Origin of the sequence: Sphingomonas phyllosphaerae FA2, assembly GCF_000427645.1 — a bacterium.
GTDB classification, from domain to species: domain Bacteria; phylum Pseudomonadota; class Alphaproteobacteria; order Sphingomonadales; family Sphingomonadaceae; genus Sphingomonas; species Sphingomonas phyllosphaerae.
In genome coordinates, this window is record NZ_ATYK01000004.1 from 87,512 (window position 1) to 106,918 (window position 19,407).

A 19,407-nucleotide genomic window follows, 5' to 3' on the forward strand; every position below is an offset into this window, starting at 1 on the left:
ACGAATGAAACAAAATGGTATTGTTAAACGGCCCGCGCGGTGACAGCGTCATGTTGCTGACGCTGGGGGATCAGCTGATCGCGGACGCATGAGCCAGCCAGAAAGGCGGCGGCGCAGATCTTCCCGGATGCTTGGCGAGCAAGGGGGAATTCTCGATGATGGTGGTAAAAGGGTTGCTGGCCAGCGGTTGTTGTCTGGCGGCATTGATGGCGATGCCGGCCGTGGCGACGGCGCAGGCGGATACCGCACCGAACACGCAGATCGGCGATCCGGTCGCCTCCGCCAAGCTGGCGGCCGACGTGGCGACGGACAAGGATGCCGACAAGCCGATCGCCAACGAAGTGATCGTCACGGGCACGCGCATCATGCGTCCGAACAACCGCTCCGCCGCGCCGATCACCACCACCACCGCCGCCGAGATCGCCGCGCAGGGCGCGACGACGATCGAGGAAGTGCTCAATCGCCTGCCGCAGGTGCAGGCCAACGCCGAGCAGAATTACGCCGATTCCGACGGGCGCCAGCGCATCAAGCTGCGCAGCCTCGGGTTCGAACGCACGCTGACGCTGGTCGACGGGCTGCGGCTCGGCATCCAGAATGGCATGGACGTCAGCCTGATCCCCAACGAGCTGGTCGAGCGGATCGACGTGCTGTCGGGCGGCGCCTCGTCGGTCTATGGCTCGGATGCGGTCGCCGGTGTCGTCAACTTCGTGCTGAAGAAGGACTATGACGGTGTCTCGCTGACCGGCAACTACAGCTTCTTCAACCATCACAACGACACCAATGCCGTCACCGCGGCGGCCGACCGCGCCTTCTTCCCCTCGGCGCGCGGCTGGGCGAACGACGGTGGGCGCGCGAACGTCACGCTGTCGGCGGGCAAGACCTTCCTCGACGGCGCGCTCAGCATCTCGGGCTACGCCAATTACCGCCGTTCGGATCAGGTGAGCCTCGACGATCGCTCGCTGTCGGCGTGCGAAGTGTCGCAGACGATCGCGACCGGGGCGCTCAACTGCACGCGCAGCACCTATACGCAGGTCGGCACGATCATTCCGGGCGGGATCGGGCGGGGCAGCACGCTCGTCAACAATCCGAACGGCTCAGGCACGCTGCTGCCGTACAATTCCGGCCCTGGAACCTCCACCGATCCGTTCGACAACCTGGCATTCCAGCGCAATTTCAATCGCATCAACACCGGTGCGTTCGTCAGCGCGCGGATCTCCGACCAGATCGAACTCTATTCGACCGCGATGTTCTATCGCGACCGATCGTTCAACACGCTGCCCAACCGCGTTTACTCGTACAGTGCCTATGGCAGCGATCCGTATCGGGTGAATTGCGACAACCCGTTCCTGTCGGGATCGCAGCGCACGACCCTGTGCGGGTCGGCGACCAGCGGGCTGGTGCCGCTCGACGTCCGCTATCGCTTCGATGGCGCGCCGCTGGTCAGAACCGGCTTCGAGAACCGTGGCGCCCGCATTGCTGGTGGATTGCGCGGCAAGGTGCTCGACGACGCGTGGAGCTATGACATCGCGGGTGTCTATTCGCTGCTCAAGAGCCAGACGATCTACCCTGCGCAGCCCGATTTCGACCGGGTCAATCGCTCGCTCAACGTCGTCAACGTCAATGGCACACCGACCTGCGCGTCGGTCGTCAGCGGCGTCGATCGCGCCTGCGTGCCGTTCAATGCCTTCCGTCCGTACAACAACAATCTGGCGCTCAACAATTATCTGTTCACCAGCGTCGATGGTACGCAGAACAGCACGTCGCTGATGTGGCAGGCGCTGGCGGTGCTGAACGGCGATCTCGGCAAATACGGCCTCACCTCACCGCTCGCCGAACAGGGGATTGCGGTTGCGATCGCCAGCGAGTTCCGCGCCGAACTTTACAAGAGCGGCGCGGACGCGCAGTTCCGCCAGACCAACGGCGGCAATGACGCGCGCTTCACGCAGAACGTGCTTGAATCCAATATCGAGGTGCAGGTCCCGCTGATCGAGAACAAGCCCTATACCGACCAGCTACAGGTCAATGCCGGCTATCGCGTCTCGAAGTACAACCGCCTGAACGGCACCTTCAACACCTGGAAGGTCGAGGGCGTGTGGGGGCCAATCGCTGACATCGGCTTCCGTGCCTCGTTCAACAAGGCGCAGCGCGCACCGACCGTGATCGAGGCCGATCAGGCGAGCAACATCTATTACGATCGCAACGGCCGCAACGATCCGTGCGCCTCGACTCCCGATCCCAATTCGTCGGATCCCAATGTCCGCATCGCGCCGACCGCGTCGCTCGAGCAATGCCGCCGTACCGGGCTGCCCGACAATCTCTATGGCAGCGCGGCGCTCAATTGCCTCGACAACAGCTGTACGGTGCGCAGCGGCGGGTTCAACCTGAAGCCGGAGACCGCCTATACCAAGACGTTCGGCGTCATCCTGCGCCCGCGCATGCTCAAGGGACTGACGGTGTCGGCCGACCGGTTCATCATCAACCTGAATGACTCGATCAACTACTTCCAGGTCAACGACTTCCTCGACGGGTGCCTGACCACCGGGCTGCAATATTATTGTCGCGGCGTCGTTCGTACCCCCGGCACGTTCCGGCTCGACAGCGCCGCGACCGGCAACCCCACCAGCGGCTATTTCGCGCGTGGCACCAGCAACGGCTACAAGTCGCAGGCGCATGGTTGGGATTTCCAGGCGCAATATACGCTCGGGCTCGGCACGGTCGGCACGCTCGACACGTCGTTCAACGGCTCGTTGACCACGCGCGTCGGTAACCAGGACTCCCCCGACGCGGCGGCGCGCAACTGCGTCGGCTATTATGGCGGTGGGTGCGGCGAAAGCATGCCGCGCTGGGCGCACGGCCTGCGCGCGACCTGGACGGCGCTCGACAAAACCGCGAACGTCTCGGTCAACTGGCGCCACACCTCGGCGATGACGATCGGCTACAATGCGCCTGCCGATACGGGTATCCCGCGCAACGAGCCGCAGATCCGGACCTTCTACGCCGGTGTGCCGGCCTATGATTACATCGACCTGTCGACCAGCTTCGACGTCGCCAAGCGCTTCACGCTGCGTCTGGCGGTGAACAACCTGTTCGACCGCGATCCGCCGTTGCTGCCGGACTCGCGCAGCGTGCTCGGGTTGCTGCGCAGCAACACCCTGTTCCGCTACGACCTGCTCGGCCGGCAGATCGTCGTCGGCGCGACCGCGCGCTTCTGATCGCCTCGGGATCACCCATGCCGACGTCCGGCATGGGTGATTCTCACATCCCCGATGCCGCGAGCTGCGCGCGCCAGAACGCCAGCGCCTGCGGATCGGCATTCGGGCGCGGTTCGGCGGGCTTGCCGTGGCGCAGCCGCTCGCGGTCGCGCTCTGGTGGTTCGACGACGCGCACCCGCACCGCGCCGTGCCCGGCGTCGCGCAGGCCCAGCGCCTGCGCCGCGCCCTTCGACAGATCGATGATCCGCCCGCGCGCGAACGGGCCGCGATCATTGACGCGCACCACGATCACGCGCCCGGTATCGAGCGACGTCACCTCGACATAGCTCGGCAGCGGCAGCGTCGCATGCGCGGCGGTGATCCAGCCGGGGCGGAATTTCTCGCCGCGCGCGGTGCGGTTGCCGCTCTCGCCGCCATACCAGCTCGCGCGTCCCAGCATGTCGTAATCGGGGGCGGCGGCCGGGACATAGCTGACCCCGCGCACCACATAGGGCCGGCCGATCATTACCGGCGTGTCGCTGACCGCGCGATAGCGTCCACCGCAACCGCCGAGCAGCAGCGCCAGCGCGCCGATCAGCCAGGCGGGGCGGGGGAGCGCGTGCATCCGGGGGTCGCTACAGGGCGAGGTGCGCGCGGGCAATGCCGTGCGCGCGCGCGTCGCCGAAGCGCACGGCTAGGGTCTGGCCGGGCCCGCCGCCTTGGCGGCGAACCGCAGCCCGAACGGCACCGCTGCGACCCCGTTGCGATCGGTGAAATTCATGTACGGCGGATCGTTGAACCAAATTTCGTAGGAATGCCCGGCCTGCACGCGGCACGCCCAGATGAAGCTCCGCCCGTCCGCGGATTGCGCCAGTGGGGTCGCGGCGCAATCGGGAAAGGTCTCGAGACTCCTGCGCACGAGCGAATAGCTCTGCGCGCGCATCGGCCGGTCGAACGTCACCCGCAGGCGCAGCGGCCCGGGCGTGACCTTCGCGCCCGCTGCGGGATAGGTCGAGACGACGCGTGGCGCGGGCGGCGCGGTCTTGTCGCTGCTGCCGTGGATACCGACTGCGATCATGATCGTGGCGAGAAGGATCGTCATGGCATAGAATTCCCAACGGCTCGGGAAGCGGGAGCCGACCGTCGCCGCGACCTGCGGCGCGGACAAAAGGTCGCTGGTGCGCGACGCGGCGCGAACCCCGATTTTCGCAGGAACAGATTTTGCGGGGTCTTCCTGTTCGGCGAGCAACCGCGCCGCGCCCCGGCTGCTGCTCGCCCCGGTCTTGCTCCGCGCCTCGCGCAGCCGTTCGTTGACGGTATGCACCGACAGGCCCAGTTCGGCAGCGGCGCTCTTCACGTCATGCCCGCGCGTCAGCAGCCGCAGCACCGCGCGCTCCTTGTCGCTGAGGCCAAAGGGGGCGTCGGGCACGAGGGTCTTTACCGGCAGAGACAGGGACGCGATCGATACATCACCATTCGACGCGGCGGCAACCGGGATGCGTGGGCTGGTGCGGCGGCACCGTGTGCATGTTCGCCGGGCGGGGGATGGCGAACCGTCACGAAGCCCGGCTAAGCTGCCGATACGGCGACGCAATGACGTCGTCGCAAAAGGGGAGTTGCCATGTTCGCCCGTCGTGTCACCGCGCTGTTGATCGCGCCCGCCCTGTTGTCGAACGCTCCCCCGCCGCCCGGCGTCGCGGCGCGCGTCGGCGCTGACACGGACTCGCCGGTTCGTTGCAAGGCGGCGCCGCCCGAGCGGCTTTACGCACGCCCATCGGCGGTCGCGATGCCGGCACCCGGCGTGCCATTGCCACCACCGCCGCCTCCGCCACCACCACCGCCGCCCCCTCCGCCGGTGTCGGTGCAGACCCTGCCGACCCCGGCACCGTTCCGCAACGCGACGCCGGGCATTGCGCCGGCTGCGCCGCCCGCGCCGCGTGTGTCACAGCGCACCGCCGCGTCGGCAGCCCCCTATGGCGCGCCGGAAAACACCGAGCGCTACGACGGTCGCCCGGTCGCCACGATCAGCGATACCGCGACCACCCCGGTTTCGACCTTCGCGATCGACGTCGACACCGGCTCCTACGCCAACGTCCGCCGCTTTCTGACCAAGGGACAGCCGGTTCCGCCCGAGGCGGTGCGCACCGAGGAGTTGCTCAATTATTTCCGCTACGATTACCCGCGCTCGTCCGACCCCACGCAGCCGTTCAGCATCACCACCGATGTCGCGGTCACGCCGTGGAACCCGGCGACGCGGTTGATCCGGATCGGGCTGCGCGGCTATGACGTGGCGGCGGCGACGCGCCCGCCGGTCAATCTCGTCTTCCTCGTCGACACCTCGGGGTCGATGGGCGAGCCGGACAAGCTGCCGCTGGTCAAGACCGCGCTGCGCGGGCTCGCCGACCGGCTGCGCCCCGACGACCGCGTGTCGATCGTCGCTTATGCCGGCAGCGCCGGGATCGTCCTCGAGCCGACCGCGCAGAAGAAATATGTCGACGCCGCGCTCGCGTGCCTCGATGCGGGCGGATCGACCGCGGGCGGGCAGGGGATCGAGCTGGCCTATGCCACCGCGCGTGCGCATTTCCGTAAAGGCGCGGTCAACCGCATCATCCTTGCCACCGACGGCGACTTCAACGTCGGGATCAGCGACAACAAGGCGCTGGAGGAACTGGTCAAGCGCAACCGCGACGACGGCATCACGCTCACCACGCTCGGCTTCGGCGCGGGCAATTACAACGAGGCGATGATGGAGCGGATCGCCGACGTCGGGAACGGCAATTACGCCTATATCGACAGCGCGATGGAGGCGCAGAAGGTGCTGGGCGACGAAATGGCCGCGACGCTGGTCACGATCGCCAAGGACGTGAAGGTGCAGGTCGAATTCGATCCGGCGCGCATCAGCCAGTATCGGCTGATCGGCTACGAGAACCGCGCGCTGCGCGAGGAGGATTTCACCAACGACGCGGTCGATGCCGGCGACATGGGGGCGGGGCATCAGGTGACCGCGCTCTACGAGGTCGTGCCGGCCGGATCGCCGGGCTGGACGCCCGCGCGCCGCTATGCCGCCAACCGCCCGCCGGCCGCCGCGCCGCGCGGGACCGAGGCGTGTTTCGTCAGGCTGCGCTACAAATTGCCCGGCGGCACCACGTCGCGCGAGCTGACGCGCGCGATCCCGGCCAGCGCACTCGCCGCGGCGCGCGCGCCGGCCGGCGACATGGCCTTCGCCGCCGCGGTCGCGGCCTATGGCCAGAAGCTGCGCGGCGACACCTATCTCGGCCGCTTCACCTTCGCCGACGCGCGCCGGCTGGCGGGCAGCCCGCGCGATTACTGGCGGCAGGAGTTCGTGAAACTGACGACGCTCGCCGAGGCGCAACAGGCGGGCGGGGAGTAGGGCTCGATCAGGAGATTGGGCCGATATACCGGCGCGTGAATCAGCATGCGCGCTTCAATAAAAATAATTATGTAAAACTAGCGCCCGATCACCCACGTCTCCGCCTCCTCGACGGTGGTGAAATACGTCGCCTGTCGCTCCGATGCCGCGCGCTTGATCTGCAAACGCGCCAGTGAGCGCGCCACCACGAACGCCAATCGCCGAGAGGTATGGCGTGGGTCGCCCAGCACCTGCTGGAACGCGGTGACCGTTTCCTGCGACTGGATCTGCATCGCGCGCATGTCGACCAGCGTTACATGCGCGTTCGGGCCGCAGCGCAACTGGCGGTGCGCGGCGTCGCGGGCGGCGACGAAGCGTGCGACGTCGTCGGGGGTGAAGAAGCCGGCCAACGTGATGCGCACCAGATCGCGCGATGGGTCGACGTCGAAGGACATGCGGGGCGTCATCCGCGATCCTCTAACGGTTAACCATGTGAAATCATTCACTTATGTCGGAGAAAGCCACCCGCCGGCAAAGCCCGCACGCTCCAGCCCGGCGCGGATATACGGGTTCTTTTGCATCGTCTTCCAGATGAGGCCGCTACGCCAGTTCTCGATCATGCACGCGATCGGCCCCTGGTCGATACCGAGGAAATCGTCCGCGACCCAGCCGATATAGGGCACCACCTTGCCGTGCTGCAGCTTGACGTCGGTCAGCGTCAGCGTCGGGTTGAAGCTGTCGCGAAAGCCATAGCGGTCGTAGATCGCGGTGCCGTAGGTCGAATACATCGCGCGCGCGGCGGGTAGCACGATCTCGGGCGCGAACGCCACCGAGCCGAGCGCGGCGGTCGGGGCGATCGTCCCGTCGTCGCGGTCGCCGGGGCCGCGTGCCGAATAGGAGAAGAATTCGCGGTTGCGCCCGTCGATCGCGCGGACGAAATCGCCCGGGCCGTCGCATGCGGTCAGGCCCCAGACGTTCTCGCCGTAACCGCGCCAGCCGGCGGGGTTGTTGATCGCATAGCGGCGCTGCGCATAGGTCGCGCGGCGGCTGTTCTCGAAATAGTCGAACCCGCGCCGCTTCGAGTAAGTGTCCATAAGGCCACGGAAATTGATCCACACCTGGCTGTATTGATGCCCGAACAGCGGGGGGAAGGCGGTGAAGGGGTTGTCGTATTTTTCGTCCCACGACGGGTCGAACTTGGCGGTCCATTCGTCCCAGGTGGTCGGCGGCAGCGCGTGGGTGGGCGAGCCGAGCGCCAGCACGTAGAGGATCAGGCTTTCGTTATAGATGTTCCAGTCGGAGCCGATGAACCCGCTCTCTGGATGCCAACCCATTGACACGAAAGGTTTGCGCGGGGTGATCCAGTCCCATTCGACCGCGCGGTAGATCTGGTCGGCGAGCGCGCGGATCTCGCGTTCGGCAGGGTCGGTCTCGTCGTCGAACCACGTTTGCGCGAACAGCACGCCGCCCAGCAGCAGTGCGGTGTCGATCGTCGACAGCTCGGTTTTGGCGAAACGGTGCCCCTTGGTGACGCCAAGGAAGTGATAATAGAAGCCTCTATAGCCGCTGGTGCCCTCTTTTGCGGGCCCCTGCGGTGCATTGGCGAAGAAGCGTAGCGTTGCGAGCGTGCGCTGCGCGGCGGCCGCGCGGGTGACCCAGCCGCGCGTCGCCGCGATCGGATAGGTTGTGAGCGCGAAGCCGACCGCGGCGATCGACGCGAAGCTGGGCGTCGGCCAGCGATCGGGGGCGAGCCCGGTCGCCTGATCGGTGGTGTTCCAGAAATAGCTGACGGTGCGGCGCTGGATGTCGTCCATCAGCGGGTCGCTGGCGCTGGCGGGGGTGGTGCCGATCTCGGGAAGGACGCCGGGGAAGGCCAGCCGCGGGGCGCGGGTGGGGGCGAGCGGGCCGGCGGTGCACCCCGCCAGCCACCCCGCCCCGCCGAGCGCGCTGGCGCGCAGGATGTCGCGTCGGTCGAACGTCATGCGGTCCTTTCCGTCATCCTCGTCCTCTTGCCCTCACCGCTGGTTCCTCGCCGTCACCCCGGACTTGAGCCGGGGTCCCGCTGCTTGCCCATCGCTGCAGAAGAAGCGGGACCCCGGATCAAGTCCGGGGTGACGGCGGGGAGGCATCAGAAGTTGAACCCTGCCGACAGCTTGATCGTGCGCGGCGGGTTGCCGCCGATGCTGTAGCTCGACACCTCGCGGTACACGCTGGGCGAGTCCGCGGTGCGCGTGTTGTCGGCGGGATTGTTGTTGTAATCGACGTAGTTGCGGTCGTTCATCGCGTTGATGATGTCGACGCGGAAGCGGATCCGCGTCTCGTCGCTGATGAACTTCAGCGGCACGTACTTGGTGAACGCCAGATCGAGCTGGCGCCGGCCCCAGCGATCGCCCAGCCCGAACACCTCGGAACCGACGATCGTGCGCTGGTACGGCGAGGCGCTGTCGAGCAGCGACCGCTGGAAGGTCGGGCTCTCGATCTGGAACTTCGCCGACAGCGTCACGCCCAGCGGCGTGTCCGCGCTGCCCGCCACCACGAAGCGGTGCCGCGGCACCACGCCCGAGCGCAGGAACGGATAATCGCTGACCTTCGGGAAATCGAGCAGGAAGTAGGACGACTGATCGCTGTTCGGGCGGTTATCGACCGCCGCGGTGAAGGTATAGGTCGCGTCGATGCTCCACGGCGAGGCCGCCGAATAGGCCTTGGTCAGCTTGGCATAGGCCGAGTCCGCCTTGGTCTCGAGCCCGTTGTCGCCCAGGATGATCGCGCCGTAACCGGCCGGCGCGAAGCTGGTGTCGGGGCCCTGCGGCGCGCCGGTCGACGGCGACGGCGCGAAGAACGACCCGTCGGGGCGACGCGTGCCGAGCAGATAGACGAACCCGTCCTTGCTGACGATCCGGGTGTAGCCGACCTCCAGCTCGACCGGATTGAACCGCCCGCGCAGGCCCAGGCTGAACTGGTCCGAATACGGCACCTTCAGGTCGTTGTTGATGAAGCGGAATTCGCGCCCGCCCGGCGCGCTGCCGGTGCCGAGCAATTGCTGGCGCCCCGCCTCGGTCAGATAGACGTCGTTCCACGGGATACAGGTCGCGCTGGGCGTGCACGGATTGACCGTGTCGGCGCCCTGGAACAGGAACTGCCGCCGCTGGAAGCGCCCGTTGGCCAGCTCCTGCTGCAGGAAGTCGAACTGGTTGCGGTCGTACGAGCGGCCATAGCCGCCGAACACCGTGAACCGGCCCTGTTCGTCGAGGCGATAGGTGAAGCCGAGCCGCGGCTGCCACGCGCCCTTGAACGCCTTCCGGTTGCTGCCGTTCGAGATATAGTCGTTGATGTTGTAATCGGCGCTGTTCAGGTTCGGATAGTTCGTGGGCGACACCGCCGCGATGTCGGTCGCCGAGGTCACATAGTTCAGGAACGCCGGGGTCCGCTCGTAATCCCAGCGCAGCCCGAGGTTCAGCGTCAGCCGGTCGGTCACGTCCCAATCGTCCTGCGCATACAGGCCGAGCTGGAAGTTGTTCGAGCGGATGCGCGGATCGAGCCCGCCTTGCGCGCCGAATTCGAGGCTGTACGGGATCTCGTCGTTGAACCCGTCGGCGACCGGCAGCGTCGTGTCGTAGCGATAGAGCGGGTTGATGAGGTTCTGCTCGAGCGAGTTGAGCCGCACCCACTTCGCCTTCGCGCCGACCTTGATCGTGTGGTTCTCGAACCCGGTCCAGGTGAAGTCGTCCTGGACGGTCCAGCCCTTCTGCCCCTTGTCCTGGAAGCCGAGCCCGGCGCCGGTGCGGAACAGGTCGAAGCTGGAGACATTGCCGTTGATCCGCGTCGTGGTGCGGAACTGCTGGCCGATGCCGTTCTCGGCCGGCTGCGGCGACCACGCCACGTCCTCGTAGGAGACGCGGAAGTCGTTGATCCACTTCTCTTCGCTATGCTGCCAGCGCAGCATCCCGCGCTTTTCCTCGACCTTGGTCAACGTCGCGGTCGAATAGGCGGCGATGCCGTTGCCGATCTGCCGCCCGCTTTCGTTGCGGTACTTGCCCGTCAGCTCGATCAGGTCCTTGTCGGTCGGCTCGAGGTCGAGCTTGCCGAAATACAGGTCCTGCCGGAAATCGGAATTATAGGAGCCGAAGATATCGCGGTACTGCGCGGGCAGGCTCGCCACCGCGGTGCCGTTGCCGGGCAGGATGTCGATCGGCACCTGCCGGCGCTTGCCCTCGTAGCTGACGAAGAAATGCGCGACGTCCTTGACGATCGGGCCGCCCAGCGCAACGCCGAACTGCTTGTCCTCCGACGCGACCTTGGCGATCTTGTTCGGGAAGATCTCGGTCGGGCGACGCTCGCGCAGGTTCTGGTTGGTGAAGTCGAAGAAGCCCTCGCCGTGGAACTCGTTGGTGCCCGACTTGGTGCCCGCGATCACCGCGACCGAGCCGACCTGATCCAGCTCCGCCTTATAGTTCGACGACAGCACCTGATATTCGCCGATCGCCAGCTGCGGGAACGGGTTGCCGGGCGAGCTGTCCTGACCCGTCAGCCCGCCGCGCAGCACGTAATCCTTCTGGCTGACGCCATCGATGAACACGTTGACCGAATTGGTGCCCTGCGCACCGCCCTGAATCCGCGAGCTGCCGTCGGCGCTTTCGATGAAGCGCACGCCCGGCGCCAGATCGGCGAAGGCGAGGAAGTTGCGGCTGTTCTGCGGGAGCTGCTCGATCAGCCGCGGGGTGATGTTGATCCCGACCTGCCCGCCGGACAGCGAGCGGATGCGGCTGCCGGTGACGATGATGTCGCCTTCCTGCGCCTCGGCGGGCGGCGGTGCGGTTTCGCCGGCGGTGTTGTCGGCCGGGGACGGTTGTGCCGGCGCGGGTGCGGTGGTCAGATCGAGGTCGAGACCGGCATTCTGCCCCACGCGCAACGTGAACTGATCGGAATTGCGCGTGCCCTTCTGGAGCCGGATTTCCAGCCGGTACGCGCCCGCGCGCAACGACGGGAAGTTGTAGCTGCCGTCGGCACCCGGCACGACGGTGCGGCGGAAGCCCGATCCGACCTCCACCAGCGTCACGTCCTGTATCGGATTGTCGGGAGCGGTGCGGATCACGCCGCGCAGCGCCGCCTGCCCGGCCTGCGCCGCGGCGGGCGCGCTCCACGTCACTGCGGTGCCCAGCCCCGCCAGCATCGTCGCGCCGACCAGCGCCAGCCGAAAAGCGTTCCTCTTCATAACCCTGTTCCCTGCCTGCTTATCATTGTCGTTTCGCGCACCACCAGATGCGGGACGATCGCTTCGTCCGCTCCGCCGGTTGCGCCTTCCAAAAACCCGTCACGCGCCGCTGCGATCCGCGCCGCGAGCTGCGCGACCGCACGCGCGCCCATCGCGGCGATGTCGATCGCGACGCTGGTCAGCGCCGGCGACACCAGCCGGGCGAGCGGAATGTCGTCGAACCCGGCGACCGCCACCTGTTCGGGCACGGCGACGCCGTGGCGCTTGAGCGCCATCAGCGCGCCGATCGCCATCATGTCGTTGCCGGCGAAGATCGCGTCGGCCTCGATCGTACCGGCCGCGACACACTCGCCGACCACAGCGCCGCTGCCCTCGCGGAAATCGCCCTCGACCACGCACAAGGTCACGCCCGCGGCCGCGGCGGCTTCCTCCGCGCCCGCGCGGCGTTCCTGCGCGTCGAGATTGCCCGCCGGGCCGGAGAGATGCACGATCCGCTTCGCCCCGCCCGCCGCGAGATGCGCGACCGCCGCGGCGGCACCGGCGCGATTGTCGATGCGCAGGCTCGGGCTGTCGTCCTGCGGCGCACACGCCAGGAACACCGTCGCCACCCCGCGCGGCATATGCTGCGCAACGACCGCGGGATCGAGCTGCGGCGCCATCACCACCAGCCCGTCGACCTGCCCGCGCAGCGCCGCCAGCGTATCGAGCCCGCGCCCGTCGTGGAGCACGGTCAGCAACAGCCCCAGCCCGCGCGTGCTCGCCTCGCGGTCCATGCCGCGCAGCAATTCGGAGAAGAATTCGCCGTGCAGATCGGGCAGCACGACGCCGATCGCGCCGGTGCGCGCCATGCTCAGGCTGCGCGCGCCGGCGTGCGGGACGTAACCGAGCTGCGCCGCGGCTTCCTCGACCCGCGTGCGCATTGCCGCACGGACATGGTCGCGCCCGTTGAACACCCGCGACACCGACGCGACCGACACCCCCGCGACGCGCGCGACGTCGTGGATCGTGGCGTGCGCGCTGCGCGGTACGGGCGCGGCGACGGGGTCGGGTCGGGCAGGCGACATGGCCGGCGAAGCATCCTCTCGGTACAGGCTTGTAACCGCTTACAGAAACCGCTTACATGAGCGAAATGTGATAATCAATCGGGTAGCCATTGATCGTCATTGCGACCCCGGCGAAGGCCGGGGGAAGCAATCCAGAGCCGGACCAGGACGCCATGGATTGCTTCGCTACGCTCGCAATGACGAAGGGGTGGGAAGACGTTGTGTGATGCGACGGCCCCTCCCCACCCGTCGCCCCGGCCTTGAGCCGGGGCCCCGCTTCTTCTTCTCGTGGGGGGAAAGAAAGCGGGGCCCCGGATCAAGTTCGGGGCGACGACGTAGGTAGCGCGCAAGACGACGGCGCGCGGACGAAGTGGGAAAGGGAGCAGGATGAACGGACACGACCGGCGGATCACACGGCGCGCATGGCTGGCCGGCGCGGGCGCGGCGCTGGCATGGTCGGCGAGCCCGGCGCGCGCGCTGCTCGCCACCGTCGCCGCCCGCCCCCTCCCCGCCGAGGTCGAGGCGCTGATCCCGCGCATGACGCTCGCCGAAAAGGCCGGGCAGCTCAACCTGCTCGCCGCCGCCTGGGCGGGCGGCGCGGCGATCTCGCTCAACCCGGCCGGCGCGGCGTCCAGCTTCGACGCGCAATTGAAGATGGTCCGGCGCGGCGAGCTGACCGGCGTGTTCAACGGCAATGGCGCGGAGATGGCGCGGCGGATGCAGACCGAGGCGGTGCGCCGCTCGCGGCTGAAGATCCCGTTGCTGTTCGCCGCCGATGTCATTCACGGGCTGCGCACCGTCTTCCCGGTCCCGCTTGCCGAGGCGGCCAGCTTCGACCCCGAACTCGCGCGCCGCACCGCGCGCGCCGCGGCGGTCGAGGCGTCGGCGTCGGGGATCGACTGGACCTTCGCGCCGATGGTCGACATCGCGCGCGATGCGCGCTGGGGGCGCGGGGTCGAGGGATCGGGCGAGGACGTGCTGCTCGGGCGGCTGATGGCGGCGGCGCGCGTCGCGGGCTTTCAGGGCAGCGGCATCGCTTCGCCGGACGCGGTCGCGGCCTGCGCCAAGCATTTCGTCGCCTATGGCGCGGGCGAGGCCGGGCTCGACTATAACAGTGTCGACATGTCGGAACGTACACTCCGCGACATCTATTTCCCGCCGTTCCAGGCGGCGTTCGCGGCCGGGGCGCCGACCGTGATGGCGTCGTTCAACGACCTGTCCGGCGTCCCCGCGACCGCCAATCCGTGGCTGCTCGACACGATCCTGCGCAAGGAATGGGGGTTCGGCGGGCTGGTCGTCTCCGACTACACCGGCGACGAGGAGTTGATCGCGCACGGGCTGGCGGAGGACGGTCGCGACGCCGCGCGGCTCGCCTTCCTCGCCGGGGTCGACATGTCGATGCAGAGCGGGCTGTATCTGAAATACCTCCCCGATCTGGTCGAGAAGGGCGAGGTGCCGCTGGCGCGGCTCGACGAGGCGGTGCGCCGCGTGCTCGCGCTCAAGGTCGCGCTCGGGCTGTTCGACGACCCGTTCCGCCGCATCGACCCGGCGCGCGAAAAGGCGCGGCTGCGCACCCCCGAGACGCTGGCGCTCGCGCGCGAGGCGGGGGCGCGCAGCATCGTCCTGCTGCGCAACGAGGGCGCGCTGCTCCCCCTCCCCCGCTCGGACAAGAGGATCGCGCTGATCGGTCCGTTCGCGGGCGGTGGCCACGACCTGATCGGGCCGTGGAACGTCTATGGCACCGATCGCGAGGCGGTCGACCTCGAAACCGCGGTGCGCGAGATCGCGCCGGACGCGACCGTCGACGACGGCACCGACGTGGCGCGCGCGGTCGCCGCGGCGCGCGCGGCCGACGTGGTGGTGCTCGCGATCGGCGAGACGCAGAACATGTCGGGCGAGGCGCAGTCGCGCACCGAAATCGTCGTGCCGCCCGCGCAACAGGCGCTCGCCGAGGCGATCGCCGCAACCGGCAAGCCGTACGTCGTGCTACTCCGCACCGGCCGCGCGCTCGCGCTGTCGGGGGCGGTGGCGAAGGCGCCGGCGTTGCTGGTGACCTGGTTCCTCGGCTCGCAGGACGGTCCGGCGATCGCCGACGTTTTGTTCGGCGCGGTGTCGCCCTCGGCGCGGCTGCCGGTATCGTTCCCGCGCGCCAGCGGCCAGGTGCCTTATTATTACGCGCACCGCAGCACCGGCCGCCCCAACCCGGCGGGCGCGCTACAGCCCTACAAGGCGCATTATCGCGAGGTGCCGAACAGCGCCTTGTTCCCGTTCGGGCATGGCCTGACCTATGGCGAGATCGGTTATGCGGACCTGCGGCTGAGCGCGAAGACGCTGACAGACGCTGCCCCGCTGACGATCCGCGCGACGATCGCCAACACCGGCCGCGTCGCGGCGACCGAGGTGGTGCAGCTCTACGTCCACGACGTCGTCGCCAGCGTGACGCAGCCGATGCGCGTGATGAAGGCATTCAAGCGCGTCATGCTAGCGCCGGGCGAACGCCGGACGGTGGAATTCACGCTCACCCGCGCCGATCTGTCCTTCACCGGCCGCGACCTGAAGCCGACCACCGAACCCGGCGCCTTCCGCCTGTGGGTCGCCCCCTCGGCCGAGGCCGAGGGGGTAACGGCAACATTCATGCTGGTTTGAGGGGTCAGAAGCGGAAGCGGACCCCGGCACCATAGTAACGACCTTCGTCGCGCACATCCTGCGCATATTCGTAGCCGTAGTTATCGGTCGAGAAGTTGTTGAACGGTTTGGCAAGCAAATTAGTCGCGTCGATGCCGACCGTGACATTCTTGTTGATGTCATAGCTCATGGAGAAATCGAGGCGCCCGATCGGCTTGGTTCGCCATGTGGTGGTACGGTTCTGAATGTCGACTCCGAATGAGCGAACATAACCCGACCGCCAATTGTACGATAGTCGCGCCTGTATCCCTTCACGTTCGTAGAAGCCGGAAAGGTTATAGGCCCAATCGGACAGACCGGTAATTTTAACGAAGTCACCATAAGTAAAGACACCGGTGTCGGTATCGTACTCCGGCTGCCGGTTCTTTCAATCGAGATAGGTGGCGTTGGCTTGAACACCCAATCCCTTCAACGCGCCGGGCATAAAACCGAAGAATGTCTGGAAGGCGGCCTCGACCCCCTTGATCTTGCCCTCACCCGAATTTTCCGGTCGGCTGATCTGCATGAAACCATAGGTCGGATCCTGCACATAGCGGGTATAATAATTGATGAAGCCGTTGAGGTCGTGCTGGAAGGCGGCTAGCGTCACCGACCCGGATTTCGCAAAATAATATTCAAGCGACACATCGTAATTGCGCGACGTCAGCGGCCGCAGATCGGGATTGCCGCCCGAGCCATATGCCTGAATGCGCGAGTTCGGATCGGTCGGATCGACCGGCTTGGTCGGATCGATCACCACTTTTTCGATCGACACCGCCGGGTTGAGCGTGCCGAAATCCGGCCGCGTGCGGGTGTAGGTATAGCCCAGGCGCAACTGCAGCTTGTCGCTGAACTTCACCCGCATGCTCGCATTGGGCAGCAAGTCCAGATAGTTCTGGTGCACGTCACGCGGCGTTGCGGTAACGACAGAATCCACCGTCACCTTCGACAGGCCTGAGTAGCGACCGACGGTATTGACCGCGCGCAGGCCGGCAACGCCGTCTACTTCCATCGAGCCGACGTCGAACGCATATTTGGCTTGGACGTAACCGGCGTAACTCTGCTCCTTGGCATGGAATTGCGAATAAGGATCGAGCGGTACCGTCTCACCCTGAAACTTCGTGAGTGCGTCCTTATACCCCTGATCGTCGGGATTGAGCGCGACCAGTTGCTGAAGCGCCTGACGCGACAGATCGCGCAGTTTCGCCTGATTGCCGTCGACCCCTTCGAAGGTGGGTACGAGATAGCTGGTGAAGCCCTGCACCGCGCCACGGAAGGGATTCGGGCTCATCGAGAGTTGGCCGATCGGCAAGTCGGCGAATGGCCGCTTCAGCGATTCGGTGTAGGCGTAACGGTTGCCGGTGATGTAGTTCGCGTCGCGGTTCGTGACGCGATAGCCGAACTGGAGTTTACGCAAGAGCGGCATGTCCGGTTCGAGCACCAGGTCCCCGCGCCACTGCCAACCCTTGCCGTTCACCTTATAGTCGGACTCGTAATAACCGCGCCAGATATAATTGGCCGGATTGGCGAAATCGTAGTCCGGGAAGGAGAAGGCCGCGCCTCCGTCGTCAGCGAAATTGACCTTTACCGTCGGTGCCGTGGTTAGCGCCGAATCGAGACTGTGGGCGGTGGCGCGGTAATTGCTCTTATTGTAGGCGAAGTCGGTCGACAGCGTCGCAATGCCACTGCTCCACTTGCCGCCAGTGGCGATCTGCGTGGTGTTGGTCGCATCATGCTTGGTAGAGCGATAAATGCCGGGACGGTAGCCGCCCGACTTGGTCATGCTCGCGACCTGTGTCGTATCGCCGACCAGCACGACATCGCTCAGGGTCGGCGCATTGCCGATCGTCTGCCCGGGCTGCACCGGCGCACGGCCGCGGAGATCTACGTCGAAATTGTCGACGATCGTTTCGCCGCGATAGCCCTGGTAGATGCCTTCCAGATAAACTTCGGCATTGCTGGCTGGCGCCCATTGGAACGAAAAATTGCCGGAGGGACGATACCGCTTCCCGCTCTCATTGTAGAGACCGACGCTATAGGGATAGCGGATCGGCGTGACGGCCGGCTTCGGTGTGATGATCGAGGACGGGCTGGAGTCGGCGATGTTGGTGCTGTTGTAACGTACGCCATTGTGGTATCGCGATTGGGCATAGGTTACATTGACTAACAGCCCCATCTCACCGATGCCGGTGTCCCAGCGATCGGATACCAGGATGTTGCCCTGCGGGTCGAAGAACCGGCTCTGGTCGTTGTAGGTGCCGCGCAGACCACCGGCGACTTCCAGACCCTTGAAGTCGAAGGGACGGCGGGTACGGACGTTGACCAGGCCCGCAAGGCCGGGCTCGATCAGGTCCGCGGTGCCCGACTTGTACACTTCGAGCGCCGACAGCGCCTGTGATGGGAAATCCTGAAGCTGCGCACGCCGCAACTCGGCGGTGAAGATTTCGCGGCCGTTGTAGGCGGTGGCCACGTCCGGCAGGCCACGGATCAGCACGCCGCTGACTTCGTCGTTGTAGCGCTGCACCTGAACGCCGGCGATCCGGGCAATTGTCTCGGCGGCGGTGTCGTCGGGCAATTTGCCGATGTCCTGTGCCACCACGACATCGATGATCGAATCGGAATTTCTTTTCAGTGCCGCCGCGCTTTCGAGGCTGGCGCGCAACCCCGTGACGACGATGTCGTCATCCTTTTCGGCGGACGATGACGTTTCGCGTGGGTCGGTGTTCGCGGATTTCGATGGGACGACGGCAGTATCGACCTGCTCGGTCGAACCCGCCTTGGCAGGCTTCGTGGCCGGCTTGCCGTTGCTCTGTGGCGCGGAAGGCTCGGCGGCGTGCGCGTGCGCAGGCATGGCGAGCAAGGCCATCGGGGCGACCGACAGCATGAATAGATGGGATTTCATTCCCTCCCCCTTCAATCTTTAGCCGGCGGCATAATTGCCGTTCGACACACATTTGTCAGACAAAATACATTTTTGTGTCAATGACAAGTACGTAAGATTCCACCATAATGGGTTAGAAGAGTGTTGAAGGAAGAGCTGCGGGCTGAGCGATGAAGATGGCTTTAACCGGAATCAGTCAAGATGCCAGTCGCGCAATCCCGAGTAATAAACCTACGAAGATATTAATAATGCACGAAAAACCTGAGATAGGGTGATGCAACCCTTTCTGGAGCGCCTGCCGTGCCAGTTCTTCTGTGCGCTGCGATGCCGTGGTATGTTCCAGAAGGGCAGGCGGTGCGCCTCACGGCAGCGGGTTCAACCATCATCTCGCTTAACAACGGCCGGGCCAAATGTCGGCGGACGGCCTCCGCCGCTCGATTAATCCTTCATCGACAATCACATCCTAAAGCGGTCGGCTTCGACGAGAAGGCCCGGCCCCATGTACACCATCGACTATGACGCAGCGACGCGGACGCTGCATATCGTAACCGAAGGGTTCTGGAGCGCGAGTGTCACCGCGGCCTTCGTCGCCGAGCTGCTCGCGCGCGGCACTGCGCTCCGCTTGCGGCACGGGCCGTTCACGGTGCTCGCCGATCTGCGCGCCGGGGCGATCCAGCCGCCGCAGGTCGTCGATGCGCTTGCCGCGATGATGCCGCGCGCGCTCAAGGTCACGTCGCGGCCGATCGCGGCGGTGGTCGCGAACAATCTCGCGAAGTTGCAGACCGAACGCTATCTGGTCGGCGCCAATTGCCGGACCTTCCTCGACCCCGACGAAGCGAAGCGCTGGCTGGCGGCGGCGTAGGGCCCACCCCGTCATCCCGGACCTGATCCGGGATCCCGCTTCCTTGCCCGCGCCGTGAGAAGAAGAAGCGGGGCCCTGGATCAGGTTCGGGGCGACGATCGTGGGCATGTCGCGATCGATAGCCACGGCGGTCCAGGATGATTGGCCTCTCGCCCCGCTGCACAGCGGTCGCCCGCAAGGCGAT

The 19,407-nt window shown here is 66.3% G+C and carries 12 protein-coding genes; 4 read left to right on the plus strand and 8 right to left on the minus strand.

All coding sequences use genetic code 11. The features are described from left to right. The first annotated feature begins 155 nt into the window (after positions 1-155). Positions 156-3,212, plus strand: a complete 3,057-nt coding sequence (locus SPHPH_RS0100340; protein ID WP_238302772.1) for a TonB-dependent receptor domain-containing protein — start codon at positions 156-158, stop codon at positions 3,210-3,212. Positions 3,213-3,255: 43 nt separating this feature from the next. Here the strand turns inward: SPHPH_RS0100340 and SPHPH_RS0100345 are convergent, their stop codons facing one another. Then, on the minus strand, positions 3,256-3,816 hold the full coding sequence (locus SPHPH_RS0100345) for a septal ring lytic transglycosylase RlpA family protein (protein WP_028964930.1): 561 nt from the start codon (positions 3,814-3,816) through the stop codon (positions 3,256-3,258). Between the two features lie 69 nt (positions 3,817-3,885). Next, positions 3,886-4,620 (minus strand): LuxR C-terminal-related transcriptional regulator, encoded by a 735-nt coding sequence (locus SPHPH_RS20295; RefSeq protein WP_051272721.1) that lies wholly within the window; start codon positions 4,618-4,620, stop codon positions 3,886-3,888. A gap of 192 nt (positions 4,621-4,812) precedes the next feature. Between SPHPH_RS20295 and SPHPH_RS0100355 the strand changes: the two genes are divergently transcribed. Continuing rightward, positions 4,813-6,582: a vWA domain-containing protein gene (locus tag SPHPH_RS0100355; RefSeq protein WP_028964931.1), complete on the plus strand. Its 1,770-nt coding sequence runs from the start codon at positions 4,813-4,815 to the stop codon at positions 6,580-6,582. A gap of 77 nt (positions 6,583-6,659) precedes the next feature. Here the strand turns inward: SPHPH_RS0100355 and SPHPH_RS0100360 are convergent, their stop codons facing one another. The 4 genes from SPHPH_RS0100360 to SPHPH_RS0100375 all read right to left on the minus strand — a co-directional run bounded on the left by SPHPH_RS0100360 (position 6,660) and on the right by SPHPH_RS0100375 (position 12,837). Next, entirely contained in the window at positions 6,660-7,016 is a 357-nt protein-coding gene (locus SPHPH_RS0100360; protein WP_028964932.1) for a hypothetical protein, read from the minus strand. Between the two features lie 51 nt (positions 7,017-7,067). Further along, positions 7,068-8,543 carry a glucoamylase family protein gene (locus tag SPHPH_RS0100365; protein WP_051272723.1) on the minus strand — a complete coding sequence of 492 codons (1,476 nt, stop codon included), beginning with the start codon at positions 8,541-8,543 and terminating at the stop codon, positions 7,068-7,070. Positions 8,544-8,689: 146 nt separating this feature from the next. Then, on the minus strand, positions 8,690-11,773 hold the full coding sequence (locus SPHPH_RS0100370) for a TonB-dependent receptor (RefSeq protein ID WP_028964934.1): 3,084 nt from the start codon (positions 11,771-11,773) through the stop codon (positions 8,690-8,692). Continuing rightward, positions 11,770-12,837: a LacI family DNA-binding transcriptional regulator gene (locus SPHPH_RS0100375; RefSeq protein WP_051272725.1), complete on the minus strand. Its 1,068-nt coding sequence runs from the start codon at positions 12,835-12,837 to the stop codon at positions 11,770-11,772. Before SPHPH_RS0100375 ends, SPHPH_RS0100370 begins: the two co-directional genes overlap by 4 nt. Positions 12,838-13,203: 366 nt before the next feature. Here SPHPH_RS0100375 and SPHPH_RS0100385 point away from each other — a divergent pair, with 366 nt between their 5' ends. Further along, positions 13,204-15,462 (plus strand): glycoside hydrolase family 3 N-terminal domain-containing protein, encoded by a 2,259-nt coding sequence (locus SPHPH_RS0100385; protein WP_037487767.1) that lies wholly within the window; start codon positions 13,204-13,206, stop codon positions 15,460-15,462. Positions 15,463-15,466: 4 nt separating this feature from the next. Here the strand turns inward: SPHPH_RS0100385 and SPHPH_RS21725 are convergent, their stop codons facing one another. Together SPHPH_RS21725 and SPHPH_RS18395 are read right to left on the minus strand one after the other, a co-directional pair. Further along, positions 15,467-15,631, minus strand: coding sequence for a hypothetical protein (locus SPHPH_RS21725; protein ID WP_337587811.1), 165 nt, complete (start codon positions 15,629-15,631; stop codon positions 15,467-15,469). Between the two features lie 237 nt (positions 15,632-15,868). Next, complete coding sequence (locus SPHPH_RS18395; RefSeq protein WP_202900617.1) at positions 15,869-18,382, minus strand: TonB-dependent receptor; 2,514 nt, start codon at positions 18,380-18,382, stop codon at positions 15,869-15,871. Between the two features lie 478 nt (positions 18,383-18,860). Between SPHPH_RS18395 and SPHPH_RS0100395 the strand changes: the two genes are divergently transcribed. Beyond that, positions 18,861-19,223 (plus strand): hypothetical protein, encoded by a 363-nt coding sequence (locus SPHPH_RS0100395; RefSeq protein ID WP_028964937.1) that lies wholly within the window; start codon positions 18,861-18,863, stop codon positions 19,221-19,223. Positions 19,224-19,407: the final 184 nt, after the last annotated feature.